This window comes from Cupriavidus taiwanensis (assembly GCF_900250115.1).
In the GTDB taxonomy this organism is placed as follows: domain Bacteria; phylum Pseudomonadota; class Gammaproteobacteria; order Burkholderiales; family Burkholderiaceae; genus Cupriavidus; species Cupriavidus taiwanensis_B.
This window is the reverse complement of the sequence record NZ_LT984803.1, coordinates 85677-100301: the sequence shown is the minus strand read 5'-3', so window position 1 is coordinate 100301 and position 14625 is coordinate 85677. Positions and strand designations below refer to the sequence as shown.

The following is a 14625-nucleotide window of genomic DNA, read 5'->3' as shown; positions in this document are numbered from 1 at the left end:
GCCGGGGCGGCGCGCAAGAACAGGTACCATTCGGCCAAGCGCGCCGGCTCCGCCACGGGGCCGGCCTCCACCCATACCAGGCCCTGATCCATGTCCGTACCCGCTTTCGAATCCAAGCTGACTCCCGCCGACGACCCCGCCGCACTGGCCGCTCGCATCGCCGCGCTGCCGCGCCCGCTGGTGTTTACCAACGGCGTCTTCGACATCCTGCATCGCGGCCATGCCACCTACCTGGCGCAGGCGCGCGCGCTGGGCGCGAGCCTGGTGGTCGGCGTCAACAGCGATGCCTCGGTCAAGATGCTGGGCAAGGGCGACGACCGCCCGCTCAACCATGAATCGGACCGCATGGCGCTGCTGGCCGCGCTGGCGTCGGTCGACCTGGTGGCGATGTTCCGCGAGCAGACGCCGGTGGAACTGATCCGCCTGGTGCGCCCCGACATCTACGTCAAGGGCGGCGACTACGACATCGATACGCTCGAAGAAACCCGGCTGGTGCGCAGCTGGGGCGGCCAGGCCTACGCTATCCCCTTCCTGCACGACCGCTCGACCACCAAGCTGCTAACCCGGGTGCGCCAGGGCGGCTGAACCGCCGCGCCTGCGCTACGCGCCCGGCGCCGACGCCGGCGTGGCCGGCACGGGTTGCAGCCGCATGCGCTCGCCCCGCACCTGCTGCTCCAGACGGTGCGGCTCGCGCGGCGATTCGAACCAGCCCGACAGTGGCTGCGCGCCGAACGCGCCCAGCACCGCGGCCAGCAGCACTGCGTTGGCGATCAGCAGCAACAGCAGTGCGATGCGCAGCGAGCGTGGCAGTACGGGGGTGATCATGGCTGGGCCGGGTGTTGATGGATAAGGGAACGTGGCGCCGTCACGCGTCGGCCATGGCCATCGCATGCAGGCCGAGCAGCACCAGATTATCGTGCATCACGAACGGCACCGCGAGCGCTCCCGCCAGCGCGAAGCGCGCGCCGCCGGACAGCAGGCAGCGCGGCGGGCGCGCAGCGTCGCCGCGCTCGCCCAGCGCGCGCCAGGTACGCTCGATGGCGCCGGCCTGCGCGGCCAGGCAGCCGGCGGCAATGGCGTCGTGGGTGTTGTCGGCCCAGCGCCGCTGTGCGCCGGCGACGCTGCCGGCCTCGCCCACGTCCAGCGCTGGCAGCTGCGCCGTATTGCGCGCCAGCGTGCCCAGCATCAGCGCCAGCCCCGGCAGGATCAGCCCGCCTTCGAAGCGCGCGCCATCCTCGGCCACGGTGACGATGTCCAGCGTGGTGGCGGTGCCGGCGGTGACCACCAGCAATGTGTCACGCGGCAGCCAGCGGTGTGCGCCGACCGCGCCGGTCCAGCGGTCGACGCCGAGCTGGGTCGGTTCGCGATAGCCGTTGGCAAGATCGCCATGCGCGGCGGTGCTGCGCACCCACTGCACCGGCGCGCAGCCGCCGAAGGCGTCGGCCAGCGCGGCATCGACGGCGGCGGCGATCACCGGCCCGGCCACATTGCTGATCCACACCGACGGCAGCGGCCCGGCGGCGCACAGCGCCCGCAGCTCGGCGGCCAGGGCTGGCAGCGCGCCGTTGTCGGCATGCGCCACCGCGCCGGCGTGCCGCCACGGCGTCGGCAGCGCACAGATGCCTGCGGTGGCAGGCAGCGCCGCACCGGCGTCGCACCACGCCCACTTGAGCCGGGTATTGCCGATATCGATCAGCAGGCGCGGCGGGTTCATGCGTGTCCTTCCTGGCCCGGAGCGGGCCGCAGCGACAGCTCGCCGCTGGCGATGCGCTCCATGCCGGCGGGCGTTTCCAGCAGCAGGTGGCCGGCCTCGTCGACGCCGCGCGCCATGCCTTCGGCGATCACCTGGCCGTCGTGCAGCAGCCGCACCGGCTGGTCGCAGTAGGCATCGGCGGCGGACCAGCGCCGCGCCATCGGCCCGAAGCCATGTGCGAGGAAGTCCGCGCGCATCGCCACCAGCCGCTCCAGCACCGCGGCCAGCAGGCGCGGCGCATCGCGCCCGGCATCGAAGCCCGGCATGGCCTCGGCCACGCCGGCCAGCTCGCGCCCCAGCGCGGCCTCCATCCGCGCATCGCGCACCAGGTTCAGGCCGATGCCGATCACCGCCCAGACCCGCTGCGGGCCCGCCGGCACCGATTCGATCAGGATGCCGGCCAGCTTGCGGCCGTCGATCTGCAGGTCATTGGGCCATTTCAGGCCGACCCGCGCGCCCAGCGCCGGGGCGACGTCGCCCAGCGCCTCGGCCAGCGCCAGCCCCACCGCCAGGCTCAGGCCGCTCAGCTGCGCCGGCGCCAGCGCCAGGGGCAATGCCACCGAGAAGGTCATGCCGGCCTGCCCCTGCCACGGCCGGCCCTGGCGCCCGCGCCCGGCGGTCTGGCGATAGGCCAGGCGCAGCGTGCCGGCATCGGACCACGGCGCCTGGCGGCACAGCGCGGTGAGGTCGGCATTGGTCGAGCCGGTTTCCTCGACCAGTTCCAGGCGCCAGTCGCGCAGCGCGGGCGACAGCATGGCACGCAGCGCGCCGGCATCGATGCGCCAGGACATGGCGACGGAAGCATCGGGAGGATTCGGAGGAATGGCGGACATGCGCGGCAAAGGGGGCAAAGGGGCTGGATAGGCGCGAGCGCGTCGGCACAGGCGGGATTCCGGCCTGCAAACGGCGCGCGCGGCCGATGCCGCATTGTAGCCGTGCCGCGCGCCCGGACATGCTGTCAGGCACGGCGCGGTCGCGCCAGCCGGGCACGTGGCTTAGAATCGAGACTCGGCCATCACATCGCTAGCCATTGGAACGCCAGACGACGCCAGACTTCCAGATCACGCGCGGGCACGGAACCGTCAGCGTACAGCTGCGTGGCGACTGGACCGCGCTCGCACTGGCCGGCTGCCGCCAGGCGCGACAGCTGCGCGCGCAGCTGCGCGAGCTGGCGCAGGCCCCCGACCACGCGCAATGGTCGCTGGCCGGGGTCGAGCGTCTCGACCATATCGGCGGGCAGTTGCTGTGGCAGGCCTGGAACGGCGCGCTGCCGCAGCGGCTCGAGGCCAGCGCGGGCCAGCGCCGCGTGTTCGAGCGCATCGCCGCGGTGCACGACGAGGGCTGGAAAAAGCACATGGTGGACCGCTTCAACCCGGTCACGCTGTTCGGCGCCAACGTGCTGTCGTTCGGGGCGCAGCTGGCCAATGGCATCACCATGCTGGGCCAGCTGGCGTTCGACCTGCTGCGCTTCGCGCGCATGCCGCAGCGCGGCCCGTGGCGCGAGATCTCGGCCAACATCTACAACGTCGGCTACAAGGCGCTGGGGATCACGGCGCTGGTCGGCTTCCTGATCGGCATCGTGCTGTCGTACCTGTCGGCCAACCAGCTGCGCACCTTCGGCGCCAGCACCTTCATCGTCAACATCCTGGGCATGGCGGTGATCCGCGAACTGGGGCCGGTGCTCGCCGCGATCCTGATCGCGGGGCGCTCGGGCTCGGCCATCACCGCGCAGATCGGCGTGATGCGCGTGACCGAAGAGCTGGATGCGATGCGCGTGATGGGCATCTCGCATGGCTTCCGGCTGATCATGCCGCGCGTGATCGCGCTGGCCATCGCCATGCCGCTGCTGGTGGCGTGGACCGACGTGATGGCGCTGGCCGGCGGCATGCTGGCGGCGCGCATGCAGCTGGGCATCAGCGCCACCTTCTTCCTGCGCGAGCTGCCCGATGCGGTGCCGGTGGCCAATCTGTGGCTGGGGCTGGGCAAGGGCGTGGTGTTCGGCATCCTGATCGCGCTCACCGCCTGCCACTTCGGCCTGCGCATCAGGCCCAACACCCAGAGCCTGGGCGAAGGCACCACCGCCTCGGTGGTGACCGCGATCACCATCGTGATCCTGGCCGACGCGGTCTTTGCCATCCTGTTCAAGGACGTGGGCCTGTGAGCGCGGCGCCGGCTAACCCCACCCAGCCAGGCGCGCCGCGGCACGCGTCGGACCGCACCCCCGTGATCGAGGTGCGCGACCTGGTCAAGCGCTTCGGCAAGGCGGTGGTGCACGACCATGTCGACCTCGACGTCTACCGTGGCGAGGTGCTGTCGATCGTCGGCGGCTCGGGCAGCGGCAAGACCGTGCTGCTGCGCCAGATCGTCGGTCTGGAGCGCCCCACCTCGGGCACCATCAAGGTGTTCGGCGAGAACCCGGCGCGGCTGAGCCCGGCCCAGCTGCAGGCGCTGCGCAGCCGCTGGGGCCTGCAGTTCCAGCGCGGCGCGCTGTTCTCGGCGCTGTCGGTGATCGACAATATCGCGCTGCCGCTGCGCGAGTTGCGCGCGCTGCCCGACAACCTGATCTGCCAGGCGGCGCTGCTCAAGCTGCAGCTGGTGGGACTGTCGGCGCGCGATGCCGACAAGATGCCGTCGGACCTGTCCGGCGGCATGATCAAGCGCGTGGCGCTGGCGCGCGCGCTGTCGCTGGAACCCGAGCTGCTGTTCCTGGACGAACCCACGGCCGGCCTGGACCCGATGGCGTCCGACGACTATGTCGCGCTGATCCGCGAGCTGCGCCGCGAGCTGGGCCTGACCGTGGTAATGATCACGCACGACCTCGACACGCTGGTGGCCTTGTCCGACCGCGTCGCGGTGCTGGCCGACCACAAGGTGATCGCGGCCGCGCCGATCCCGCAGGTGGTGAAGGTGGACCATCCCTTCATCCGCGAGTATTTCCTGGGCGAGCGCGCCCAGCGCGCCCTGCAGGCGCTGCCCCAGCCCGGGCAGACCGCGGCGCCGCCCCCTGGAGAAGCATGATGGAAAACAAGTCCCACGCCTTCCTCGCCGGCGTGTTCACCATCGGCCTGGCCGTGCTGGTGCTGTTCGCGATCTTCTGGTTCAGCAGCGACCACGCGGTGCGCGTGCCGTACGACCTGATCACCCGCTCCACCGTCAACGGCCTGGGCCCGCAGGCCGACGTCAAGTACCGCGGGCTGGCGGTGGGCAAGGTCGAGTCGATCAAGTTCGATCCGCAGGTGCCGGGGCAGATTATCGTGCGCGTCAACGTCAACCGCGAAACCCCGATCACGCGCACCACCTACGCCACGCTGGGCTTCCAGGGCGTGACCGGGATTGCCTACGTGCAGCTCGACGACTCCGCCGCGCACGACGGCGCGGCCGGCTCGCCGCCGCTGCCGACCTCGCCGCGGGCGGTGGCGCGCATCGCCATGCGGCCCGGCTTCTTCGAGGAACTGGAAAAGCGCGGCGATTCGCTGCTGACCCAGGCCGAGACCCTGATGGGCTCGCTCAACGACATGTTCCGGGGCGCCAACCGCGACGAGCTGATGGCGGCGATCCGCTCGGTGCGCAAGACCGCCGAAGATTATTCGCGCCTGTCCGATTCGCTCGCGCCGGCCGCGCAGCGCCTGCCGAAAGTGGCCGAGAACCTGAACGCGACGCTGGAATCGACCCGGCGCCTGACGCAGGAACTGGCCAATCCGAACGGCACCGTGATGCGCACCGTCGACAGCGTCGGGCGCGACCTGCAGGGCGCGGCCGCGTCGGTGCAGTCGGCCGCGGGCACCTTCAGCGAAGAGACCCTGCCGCAGCTCAACGGCCTGGCCCGCGACGCGCGCCAGACCGCGCGCAGCTTCGAGCGCGCCGCCGGCCAGTTCAACGAGAGTCCGAGCAGCGTGCTGTTCGGCGCGCCCGCGCCCGCGCCGGGCCCGGGCGAGCCCGGCTTCAGCGCGGCCCCGTAGCGCGGCCGGCATGCGGCACCGCCCCCGCCCCCTCGATCACGCCAAACGCCAACCGCGAGAATCCGCCGTGAACCCTGCGACCGAGATGCCACGCTTGCTGCGCTCCACCCCCGCCCGCCTGCGCGCGACCCTGCTGCTGTGCTGCGCCGGGCTGGCGCTGTCGGGTTGCGCGCTGACGCGCGCCGACCCGACCATCACCTATGACCTGGGCCCGGCCGTCGCCACCAGCGCGGCGTCCGGCAGCGGGAACCCTGCGCCCGCGCCGCTGCCCAAACTGCGCGTGGCGCAGACCGACGGGCCCAACTGGCTGGACGGCAATGCCCTGTTCTACCGGCTGCAGTACGCCCAGGCGCAGCGCCTACAGGCCTACGCCACGCAGCGCTGGGTGATGTCGCCCACGCGCCTGTTCGACGACCGCCTGCGCGAGGCCGTGGCCGCGCGCGGCACGCTGGGCTGGTCTGGCGACAGCAGCGCGCCGGCGCTGAAGGTCGACCTGCTCGAGTTCGACCAGGTGTTCGACAGCGCCACCACCAGCGCGGGCGTGGTGCGTCTGCGCGCCACCGTGTACCGGCAAGGCATGCTCGGCCAGCAGACCTTCGAGGCGCGCCGGCCCGCGCCCAGCGCCGACGGCGCCGGCGGCGTCAAGGCGCTGGCCGAGGCCAGCGATGCCGTGATTGCCGCGCTGCTCGACTGGATCGGCACGCTGCAGCTAAAGTAAAGCAACAGGAGATCTGCCATGGAGCCGGCTCCCCCGCCGCTCTCCGCGCCGCCGCCGGCGGCTCAGCCAACGCCCGCCACCACGGGCCCGCAGCACTCGCCGCTGGCGCGCGTGGGGCTGCTCTGCTTCACGCTGCTGGTGATCTATGCCAGCCTGTACCCGTTCTCCGGCTGGATCGACAACGGCGTCTCGCCCTTTGCCTTTGTCAGCGCGCCCAAGCCGCGCTATATCACCGACTTCGACCTGCTCACCAACGTGCTCGGGTATTTCCCGTTCGGCGCGCTGGTGGTGCTGTCGCTGCATCCGCGCGTGTCGGGCGGGCGCGCCACGCTGGTGGCGCTGGTCGCGGGCGCCTTGCTGTCGGCCTGCATGGAGGCCTTCCAGACCTGGCTGCCCAGCCGGATCTCGTCCAACATCGACCTGATCACCAATGCGCTGGGGGCGCTGCTCGGCGGCGCCGTGGCGGCGCCGTTCACGCGCGCACTGATCGACGACGGCCGGCTGACGCGGCTGCGCCATGCGTGGTTCGAGCCGCATGCCAGCTTTGCCATCATCCTGCTGCTGCTGTGGCCGTTTGCGCAGGTGTTTCCGCAGGAACACCTGTTCGGCATGGGCGGCATCGTGCGCGAATGGCTGACCGACCCGGAATCCTGGCCGATGCAGGTGCTGCAGATGGTGTTCCCGCAGCTGGAGGCGTGGCAGGACCATATCGGCCTGCGGCCCGAGGACATGCAGAGCCAGCAGTTGCTGGAATCGCTGGTGACCGCCAGCAGCTGGGTCGGCACCGGCCTGTTCGCCTCGATCGCGATGCGGCGCAGCGCGCCGATGCTGCGCATCCTGGCCGGGCTGCTGGCGGCGGCGCTGCTGCTCAAGGCGACCGCGGCCGAGCTGCAGTTCCCGACCGAAAGCGCCTTCGTGTGGCTGTCCGAAGGCGGGCGCTTCGCGCTGCTGACCAGCTCGCTGGTGCTGGCGCTGCTGCTGTACCTGCCGCGCTGGCTGCGCGCGGTGCTGGCGATGGCGGCGCTGATCGTGCTGGTGGCGCTGACCAACGTGCTGCCGTCCAACCCCTACGCGTGGATCTCGGAGCAGGGCTGGCGCATGGGCCGCTTCATCCACTTCAACAGCCTGGCGCAGTGGCTCGGCTGGCTGTGGCCATTCCTGGCGTTCTGCTATGTGATCTGGCGCTTCGAGCAGGTCAGCCTGCGCCGCCATGCGATGAAGAAAGCCGCGGCACGCCGAGGGGCGGCCGCGGCCAACCTGCAGGAATAAGCCGGCGCGGCCGTGCGCGCCGACGCTCAGTGCAGCTGCCCGCCCTGCTCGCGCACGTCGGCGCGGGTCGACAGCGCGGTGGCCACCGCGGTGCGCAGGCCCTTCACCAGGGTCTCGTGCGCCAGGCTCGGCTGGCCCGGATGGCGCGCGGCCTGCTCGGGCAAATACGGAATGTGGATAAAGCCGCCCCGCGCCGCCCCGTCGGGTTGCAGCGCCAGCCGGTGCATCAGCCCGTAGAACACATGGTTGCAGACGAAGGTGCCGGCGCTCTGCGATACCGATGCGGGCACGCCGGCCGCGCGCATGTCGCGCACCATCGCCTTGATCGGCAGCGTGGCAAAGTAGGCGGCCGGGCCGTCGGCGACGATGGCGGTGTCGATCGGCTGGGCGCCGGCATTGTCGGCGATGCGCGCATCGTCGACATTGATCGCCACGCGCTCGACCGACATCTCGGCGCGCCCGCCGGCCTGGCCGACGGCGATCACCAGGGTCGGCCGCAGCGCATCGAGCAGTTCGCCGATCGCTGCGAGCGCGGCGCCGAACACGCACGGCAGCTGGCGCGCGACGATCACGGCGTCGCCGACGCGCTCGCCATCGAGCGCGCGCACGGCTTCCCACGACGGGTTGACCGGTTCGTCCTCGAACGGCTCGAAGCCGGTCAGCAGTACGGTAGGCATGGCGGGGCTCCTGCGCTTACATCAGCCAGTACAGCAGCACGATATTGGCCGCGAGGATCGCCAGCGCGGTCGGCACCTGCGCGCGGATCACGGCGTTCTTGTCGTCGAGTTCCAGCAGCGCCGCCGGCACGATATTGAAGTTGGCCGCCATCGGCGTCATCAGCGTACCGCAATAGCCCGAGAACATGCCGATCGCCGCCATCACCGCCGGATTGCCGCCGAACATGCCGACCAGGATCGGCACGCCGACGCCGCCGGTCATCACCGGGAACGCGGCGAAGCCGTTGCCCATGATCACGGTGAACAGCGCCATGCCGACGCAATAGACCGCCACCGCCACCAGCTTGTAGTCCAGGTTGATATAGGCGGTGGTCAGGTGCGCCACCGCCTTGCCCACGCCCGCGTCGGCAAACACCAGTCCCAGCATTGCCAGCATCTGCGGCAGCACCAGCGCCCAGCCCAGCGACTCGGTCAGCCGGCGCGACTCGCGCAGGCCCTGCGCCACGGTGTCGCGCGTAAGCCAGCACACCACCGCCAGCGAGACCAGGCAGCCGATCCCGAGTGAGACGAAGGTCACGTTCTTGGGGTCCAGCAGCGGCACGCCGGCGATCCTGACGTCCTTGAACAGCATGGTGCCGATCACGGTCACCAGCGGGATCAGCAGCGCCGGGATGAACAGCTTGTTGCCGAGACGGCTCGCGCTGGCGCGGCGCTCGGCCTCGGGCAGGCTCTCGTGCCTGCCGTGGCCGACGCCGCCGAAGCCCGCGATCAGCGCCATCACCACCGCGCCGACGCCGACCGCCGCCGGCGGCAGCCGGTCGCCGACCAGGAACACGATCGCGTACAGCAGCCAGAACAGGCCGGTGCTGAGGCGGCGCGGATGGGCGCGGTCGGTGAAGGTCATCAGCGCGGTGATGGCCAGCACCAGGCCGGCAAGCCAGTACAGGTATTCGATCGAGATAATCATGGCGTGCTCCTTACTCTGCGCCCTGTGCCGGCACGGCGGTGCGGGCTGCGTTGCCGCCCAGTTCGCGCTCGAGCCATCCGTCCAGACGCTTGAGGCGCACGGCATGGATCAGGAACGCGCAGATCGCGGTGGGGATGCCCCATACGGCGATATGCAGCGGCTCGACCTCGATGTTCGACGACAGCAGGAAGGTATGCATCAGCGCGATCGCGCCGAACGCGACGAAGATGTCCTCGCCGAAGAACAGGCCGACGTTGTCGGTGGCGGCGCAGAAGGCCAGCACGCGCTGGCGCACCGGCTCGGGCAGGTGGCCGAAGCGGTTTTCGGCCGCACCCTCGGCCATCGGCGCCAGCAGCGGGCGCACCATCTGCGGATGGCCGCCAAGGCTGGTCAGGCCGATCGCGGCGGTCAGCTCGCGCACGCCCAGGTAGACGATCAGCAGGCGCCCGACCGTGGCCGAGGCGATGCGCGCGATCCATGCCTGCGCATGCTCGCGCAGCCCGTGCCGCTCCAGCAGGCCGATCACCGCCAGCGGCAGCAGGATGATCAGCGGCAGGTTGCGCGCCTTGACGAAGGCGGTGCCGATCGCGGCGAAGATCTGCATCAGCGGCATTGGCGCGGCCAGCCCGGTGGCCAGCGCGGCGAGCACCACCACCAGCATGGGATTGAAGCGCAGCACGAAGCCGACGATGATGACGCCGACCCCGACAAGGGGCCAAAGGTTGACTGCCTGTTCCATGGAAACACCAGACGAAGATAACGAAGGCGCGCGGACAGCAGCCGTCGTGACGCGTGACGGGGCAGGTCGCGTGGGGAAGATGCCGGCGGGAATGCGGATGAACGCGCTCAGTCGCCGGCGCGGATGGCGATGCCCTCTGCGCCCAGCCGTTCCCGGATGCGGCGCGCAAAGGCCAGCGCGTGGGCGCCGTCGCCGTGAAGACACACGGTTTCGGCCTGAATCGGTACCCAGCTGCCGTCGATGGCGCGCACCCGCTGCTCGCGCACCATGGTCAGGGTCTGGTCCAGCGCAACTTCCTCGTCCTCATGCAGCGCGCCGGGCGTGCCGCGCTTGACCAGCGTGCCATCGGAGTTGTAGCCGCGGTCGGCAAAGACCTCCTGCCTGACGCGCAGGCCGGCCTGCTTCGCCACGTCGATCATCTGGCTGCCGGCCAGGCCGAAGAACACCAGGTCGGCGTCGAAGTCGCGCACCGCGCGCACGATCGCGCGCGCCAGCGCCGGGTCGCGCACGGCCTGGTTGTACAGCGCGCCATGCGGCTTGACGTGATGGAGCACGCCGCCATGCGCGCGCACGATCGCGGCGAGCGCGCCGATCTGGTACAGCACGTCGGCGTAGACGTGCTCCGGGTCGCGCTGCATCTCGGTGCGGCCGAAGTTGTCGCGGTCCGGATAGCTCGGGTGCGCGCCGATCGCCACGCCGCGCTCAAGCGCCCACTTCACCGTCTGCACCATGGTGGCGGCGTCGCCGGCATGCCAGCCGCAGGCGATATTGGCCGAGCTGATCAGCGCCAGCAGCGCCTCGTCATTGCCACAGCCTTCGCCAAGATCCGCGTTCAAATCGATCTGCATTGCCATTCTCCTGTGCGGCGCCCTGGCGCCTTCCTTATGCTGCCGCTCGCGTGCGCGTGCGCCGCCGCGCTGCAATGGGCATGCCATCGCCCTGCCATTGCAGCGCCTGCTCGATCTGCCGCAGGTAGCGCGCCAGTTCATCCTGCGCCGCCTGGGCCTGCGCCAGCGTGACCTGCAGGAAGCGCACCGGCGCGCCCAGCGGCACCTGCGCCAGCCGCCACAGGTCGGCGCCGATCACCGCGCCGATCTTGGGATAGCCGCCGGTGGTCTGGGCATCGGCCATCAGCGCGATCGGCTGGCCCGCCGGCGGCACCTGCATCACGCCCGGCATCACGCCATGCGAGAGCAGGTCGGCGCTGCGCTCGGGGCGCCGCGCCAGCGGCGGGCCGGCGAGGCGCAGGCCCATGCGGTTGCTGTTGGGCGTGACGGTCCAGTCAGCCTGCCACAGCGCGGCCTGCGAGGCCGCGTCGAAATCCTCGTATTCCGGGCCCGGCAGCATGCGGATCGCCGTGGCCTTGCCTTCGACCGCCGCGGGCAGCGCCCACGCCGGCGCCTGTACGCCGATCCAGTCGGTTTCGGCTGCCAGCCCCGGGCGTCCCGCGGGGAGGCGGTCGCCCTCCTGCAGCGCGCGGCCGCCCAGCCCGCCGAAACCGGACTTCAGGTCGGTGCTGCGCGAACCCATCACCGGCTCGACCGCGATGCCGCCCGCCACGCACAGGTACACGCGCGTGCCGCCGCGTGTCGATGGCAGCGTCAGGGTCTCGCCCTTGTGCGCGTCGAACGCGTGCCACGACCACACCGGCATGCCATCCAGGTTGGCGCCGCATTCGGCGCCGGCCAGGGCCACGCGCATATCGGCATGGAAGCGCACGGCGGCGCGGCCGAGCGTGAATTCAATGGCGGCGCAGCCGGGCGCATTGCCAAGCAGGCGGTTGCCGACTTCCACCGCCAGCATGTCCATGGCACCACAGCGGCCCACGCCAAAGCGGCGGAAGCCGGTACGGCCCAGGTCCTGCACCGAGGCGAGCGCGCCGGGACGAAGGATCTCGATCACGCGATGATTTCCTCGGCAACGAAGCGCACGGTATCACCGGGCGCAAACAGGGACGGCGGCTCGCGGTCCGCCACGAACAGTTGGGCGTCGGTGCGCCCGATCAGCTGCCAGCCGCCCGGCAGCACCGCCGGATAGATACCGGTCTGCTCGCCGCCGATGCCGACCGACCCGGCCGGCACCGCCACCCGCGGCTCGCGCCGGCGCGGCGTCGCCAGTTCCGGCGCCAACCCGCCCATATAGGCAAAGCCCGGCTGGAAGCCGAGGAAATAGACCACGTACTCGCCCCCCGCATGGCGGCGCACCACTTCCTGCGGCGTCAGCCCGGTATGCGCGGCGACGTCGCCCAGGTCCGGGCCATGCGCGCCGCCGTAGCGCACCGGGATCTCGACCAGCTTGCCGGTCGCATTGCGCGCCTCGCCCGAGGCCCACGCCAGCTTCAGGTTGCGCTCGAGCGCGTCGACGTCGGCACTGCCGTCGAAGATCACGGTGAGGTTGTTCATGCCCGGCACCACGTCGACCACGCCGCGCCAGTCCGCGGCACGCGCGGCCATGGCCCAGATGCGGCGCTGGACGGCCAGCGAGGCGGGCGGCGCGATGCTGTACAGCAGCGCCTGCTCGGCAAGTCGATGGACGGTGCAGTTCATGAGAGTCCCGGTAGCGCACTTGCTACCCAGTGTAGGCAGACGAGCGGGAATGTGACGTCTTTGTATTTCATCGATAATTTATCGATGAATTCATCATATCGAAATGCACCGTGCGAGCACAGTCGGGGTTGACCCTAGGAGGGCGTGGGGCGCCCAAAACAAAAACGGCCGGGGAATCCCCGGCCGTTTTCTTATTCCATCCGCTAACCAACCGCTTCAGGCAAACCCCGCCTGATGCGCCTGCTGGTCGGCATGGTACGAACTGCGCACCATCGCGCCCACGGCAGCGTGAGTGAAGCCCATCTTGTAGGCCTCGTCTTCGAACATCTTGAAGGTGTCGGGATGCACGTAGCGCAGTACCGGCAGGTGGTGGTTCGACGGCGCCAGGTACTGGCCGATGGTGAGCATGTCGATGTCGTGCGCGCGCATGTCGCGCATGACTTCCAGGATTTCCTCGTCGGTCTCGCCCAGGCCGACCATCAGGCCGGACTTGGTCGGCACGTTGGGGTTGCGGCGCTTGAACTCCTGCAGCAGCTTGAGCGAGTGCGCGTAGTCGGCGCCCGGGCGGGCCTGCTTGTACAGGCGCGGCACGGTTTCCATGTTGTGGTTCATCACGTCGGGCGGGCATGCCTGCAGGATGTCCAGCGCCTTGTCGAGGCGGCCGCGGAAGTCGGGCACCAGCACTTCGATGCGGGTATCGGGCGACAGCTCGCGCGTCTGCGAGATGCAGTCGACATAGTGCTGGGCGCCGCCGTCGCGCAGGTCGTCGCGGTCGACGCTGGTGATCACCACGTAGTTCAGCTTGAGCTGGGCGATGGTGCGGGCCAGGTTGCCGGGCTCGTTCACATCGAGCGGGTCCGGGCGGCCGTGGCCGACGTCGCAGAACGGACAGCGCCGCGTGCACTTGTCGCCCATGATCATGAAGGTGGCCGTGCCCTTGCCGAAGCATTCGCCGATATTCGGGCAGCTGGCTTCCTCGCACACCGTCACCAGGTTGTTGGCGCGCAGGATGTCCTTGATTTCATAGAAACGCGAATTGCCGGTGGCGGCCTTCACGCGGATCCAGTCCGGCTTCTTCAGCTTCTCGGCCGGCACGATCTTGATGGGAATGCGCGCGGTCTTGTCGGCCGACTTCTGCTTGCGGGTCGGGTCGTACTGCTCCGCGGGGGACTGCGGCGCTTCGCTGGAAGATGCGATCGGGGCGATCAGTGCGTCGCTCATACATTTCTCCGCACGCGCTCGGCGTGCATTTCGCTTTTGACTAGGAGGCCAGGGCCGGGGCGGCAGGTTCTTCAGCCGCCAGCACGCGAGCCTCGTGCGCTGCCAGCACCTCGCACAGTGCAGCCGCCAGGCGCTGTGCGATCTCGGGTTGTGTTGCCGCCGTCACGGGCACGGGCGCGCCGTCGGCATCCGCCACCGGACAGGTGGCCCCGGCAGTCGCCATGTCGACCGTTTCCAGTCCGGCATAGCCGCAGGGATTGATGCGCAGGAACGGCGACAGGTCCATCTGCACGTTGAGGCTGACGCCGTGGTAGCTGCAGCCGTTGCGGATCTTGAGGCCGAGCGCGGCAATCTTGGCGCCCTGGTGCGGCCCGCCGGACAGGTAGATGCCGGGGGCGCCGGGCTTGCGTTCGGCTGCGAGATTATACGCCGCGAGCGTGTCCAGCACCGCCTGCTCGATGCCGTGCACCAGCTCGCGCACCATCAGCCGGCGACGGCGCAAGTCCAGCAGCAGATAGGCCACCACCTGCCCGGGGCCGTGATAAGTGATCTGCCCGCCACGGTCGATCTGCACCACCGGAATCCGCTCGTCCGGGGCCAGCAGGTGCGCGGGGTCGCCCGCCTGGCCCAGCGTGTAGACCGGTGGATGCTCGACCAGCCAGACCTGGTCGGGCGTCGCGGAAGTGCGTGCGGCGGTAAAGGCGCGCATCGCGTCGAAACACGGCTGATAGTCCTCGCGGCCGCGTTCGATGACTTGAATCGGATGCATGGCGAGA

Annotated in this window: 17 protein-coding genes; 6 read left to right on the top strand and 11 right to left on the bottom strand. The window is 70.4% G+C overall.

Features of this window, described 5'->3' with window-relative positions; all coding sequences use genetic code 11:
• The first annotated feature begins 90 nt into the window (after nt 1–90).
• Nucleotides 91–585: a D-glycero-beta-D-manno-heptose 1-phosphate adenylyltransferase gene (rfaE2, locus tag CBM2586_RS00505; RefSeq protein WP_115663346.1), complete on the top strand. Its 495-nt coding sequence runs from the start codon at nt 91–93 to the stop codon at nt 583–585.
• A gap of 15 nt (nt 586–600) precedes the next feature.
• On the opposite strand, the gene CBM2586_RS00500 is transcribed toward rfaE2, so the two are convergent.
• From CBM2586_RS00500 to CBM2586_RS00490, 3 genes are read right to left on the bottom strand one after another with little or no spacing between them, the layout of a single operon-like run.
• Nucleotides 601–825 (bottom strand): hypothetical protein, encoded by a 225-nt coding sequence (locus tag CBM2586_RS00500; protein ID WP_115663347.1) that lies wholly within the window; start codon nt 823–825, stop codon nt 601–603.
• Nucleotides 826–865: 40 nt separating this feature from the next.
• Nucleotides 866–1714: a type III pantothenate kinase gene (locus tag CBM2586_RS00495; RefSeq protein ID WP_115686598.1), complete on the bottom strand. Its 849-nt coding sequence runs from the start codon at nt 1712–1714 to the stop codon at nt 866–868.
• Entirely contained in the window at nt 1711–2544 is an 834-nt protein-coding gene (locus CBM2586_RS00490) for a biotin--[acetyl-CoA-carboxylase] ligase (protein ID WP_240987880.1), read from the bottom strand. The genes CBM2586_RS00495 and CBM2586_RS00490 overlap by 4 nt, the downstream gene beginning before the upstream one ends.
• 239 nt (nt 2545–2783) lie before the next feature.
• Between CBM2586_RS00490 and CBM2586_RS00485 the strand changes: the two genes are divergently transcribed.
• The 5 genes from CBM2586_RS00485 (at nt 2784) to CBM2586_RS00465 (ending at nt 7699) form a co-directional block, all read left to right on the top strand.
• Entirely contained in the window at nt 2784–3914 is a 1131-nt protein-coding gene (locus CBM2586_RS00485; protein WP_115686597.1) for an MlaE family ABC transporter permease, read from the top strand.
• Nucleotides 3911–4771 carry an ABC transporter ATP-binding protein gene (locus tag CBM2586_RS00480; RefSeq protein WP_115663351.1) on the top strand — a complete coding sequence of 287 codons (861 nt, stop codon included), beginning with the start codon at nt 3911–3913 and terminating at the stop codon, nt 4769–4771. The genes CBM2586_RS00485 and CBM2586_RS00480 overlap by 4 nt, the downstream gene beginning before the upstream one ends.
• Complete coding sequence (locus CBM2586_RS00475) at nt 4768–5712, top strand: MlaD family protein (RefSeq protein ID WP_115663352.1); 945 nt, start codon at nt 4768–4770, stop codon at nt 5710–5712. Before CBM2586_RS00480 ends, CBM2586_RS00475 begins: the two co-directional genes overlap by 4 nt.
• Before the next feature lie 67 nt (nt 5713–5779).
• On the top strand, nt 5780–6430 hold the full coding sequence (locus CBM2586_RS00470) for an ABC-type transport auxiliary lipoprotein family protein (RefSeq protein WP_428979500.1): 651 nt from the start codon (nt 5780–5782) through the stop codon (nt 6428–6430).
• Nucleotides 6431–6448: 18 nt separating this feature from the next.
• Entirely contained in the window at nt 6449–7699 is a 1251-nt protein-coding gene (locus tag CBM2586_RS00465) for a VanZ family protein (protein ID WP_115663354.1), read from the top strand.
• Nucleotides 7700–7725: 26 nt separating this feature from the next.
• Here the strand turns inward: CBM2586_RS00465 and pcp are convergent, their stop codons facing one another.
• From pcp to lipB, 8 genes are all read right to left on the bottom strand, one after another.
• The gene (pcp, locus tag CBM2586_RS00460; protein WP_115663355.1) at nt 7726–8376 is read right to left on the bottom strand and encodes a pyroglutamyl-peptidase I; all 651 of its coding nucleotides are present in this window, start codon (nt 8374–8376) and stop codon (nt 7726–7728) included.
• Nucleotides 8377–8392: 16 nt separating this feature from the next.
• The gene (locus CBM2586_RS00455) at nt 8393–9343 is read right to left on the bottom strand and encodes a DUF979 domain-containing protein (RefSeq protein ID WP_115686595.1); all 951 of its coding nucleotides are present in this window, start codon (nt 9341–9343) and stop codon (nt 8393–8395) included.
• Nucleotides 9344–9353: 10 nt separating this feature from the next.
• Entirely contained in the window at nt 9354–10082 is a 729-nt protein-coding gene (locus tag CBM2586_RS00450; RefSeq protein ID WP_115663357.1) for a DUF969 domain-containing protein, read from the bottom strand.
• 107 nt (nt 10083–10189) lie between these two features.
• Nucleotides 10190–10930, bottom strand: coding sequence for a 5-oxoprolinase subunit PxpA (gene pxpA / locus CBM2586_RS00445; protein WP_115686594.1), 741 nt, complete (start codon nt 10928–10930; stop codon nt 10190–10192).
• A 34-nt stretch (nt 10931–10964) separates the two neighbouring features.
• Nucleotides 10965–11984 carry a biotin-dependent carboxyltransferase family protein gene (locus CBM2586_RS00440; RefSeq protein ID WP_115686593.1) on the bottom strand — a complete coding sequence of 340 codons (1020 nt, stop codon included), beginning with the start codon at nt 11982–11984 and terminating at the stop codon, nt 10965–10967.
• Entirely contained in the window at nt 11981–12628 is a 648-nt protein-coding gene (gene pxpB, locus CBM2586_RS00435; protein WP_115663360.1) for a 5-oxoprolinase subunit PxpB, read from the bottom strand. Before pxpB ends, CBM2586_RS00440 begins: the two co-directional genes overlap by 4 nt.
• Before the next feature lie 216 nt (nt 12629–12844).
• Nucleotides 12845–13849 (bottom strand): lipoyl synthase, encoded by a 1005-nt coding sequence (gene lipA / locus CBM2586_RS00430; RefSeq protein ID WP_112776097.1) that lies wholly within the window; start codon nt 13847–13849, stop codon nt 12845–12847.
• Nucleotides 13850–13889: 40 nt separating this feature from the next.
• Nucleotides 13890–14618, bottom strand: coding sequence for a lipoyl(octanoyl) transferase LipB (gene lipB, locus CBM2586_RS00425; protein WP_115663361.1), 729 nt, complete (start codon nt 14616–14618; stop codon nt 13890–13892).
• Nucleotides 14619–14625: the final 7 nt, after the last annotated feature.

Excerpts from the sequence above, each read along its gene's own strand:
- pxpB (WP_115663360.1), bottom strand. The coding sequence starts at position 12,628 with ATGAACTGCACCGTCCATCGACTTGCCGAGCAGGCGCTGCTGTACAGC.
- pcp (WP_115663355.1), bottom strand. The coding sequence starts at position 8,376 with ATGCCTACCGTACTGCTGACCGGCTTCGAGCCGTTCGAGGACGAACCG.
- pxpA (WP_115686594.1), bottom strand. The coding sequence starts at position 10,930 with ATGCAGATCGATTTGAACGCGGATCTTGGCGAAGGCTGTGGCAATGAC.
- lipB (WP_115663361.1), bottom strand. The coding sequence starts at position 14,618 with ATGCATCCGATTCAAGTCATCGAACGCGGCCGCGAGGACTATCAGCCG.
- CBM2586_RS00500 (WP_115663347.1), bottom strand. The coding sequence starts at position 825 with ATGATCACCCCCGTACTGCCACGCTCGCTGCGCATCGCACTGCTGTTG.
- CBM2586_RS00450 (WP_115663357.1), bottom strand. The coding sequence starts at position 10,082 with ATGGAACAGGCAGTCAACCTTTGGCCCCTTGTCGGGGTCGGCGTCATC.
- CBM2586_RS00465 (WP_115663354.1), top strand. The coding sequence starts at position 6,449 with ATGGAGCCGGCTCCCCCGCCGCTCTCCGCGCCGCCGCCGGCGGCTCAG.
- CBM2586_RS00455 (WP_115686595.1), bottom strand. The coding sequence starts at position 9,343 with ATGATTATCTCGATCGAATACCTGTACTGGCTTGCCGGCCTGGTGCTG.
- lipA (WP_112776097.1), bottom strand. The coding sequence starts at position 13,849 with ATGAGCGACGCACTGATCGCCCCGATCGCATCTTCCAGCGAAGCGCCG.
- CBM2586_RS00475 (WP_115663352.1), top strand. The coding sequence starts at position 4,768 with ATGATGGAAAACAAGTCCCACGCCTTCCTCGCCGGCGTGTTCACCATC.
- rfaE2 (WP_115663346.1), top strand. The coding sequence starts at position 91 with ATGTCCGTACCCGCTTTCGAATCCAAGCTGACTCCCGCCGACGACCCC.
- CBM2586_RS00495 (WP_115686598.1), bottom strand. The coding sequence starts at position 1,714 with ATGAACCCGCCGCGCCTGCTGATCGATATCGGCAATACCCGGCTCAAG.
- CBM2586_RS00490 (WP_240987880.1), bottom strand. The coding sequence starts at position 2,544 with ATGTCCTGGCGCATCGATGCCGGCGCGCTGCGTGCCATGCTGTCGCCC.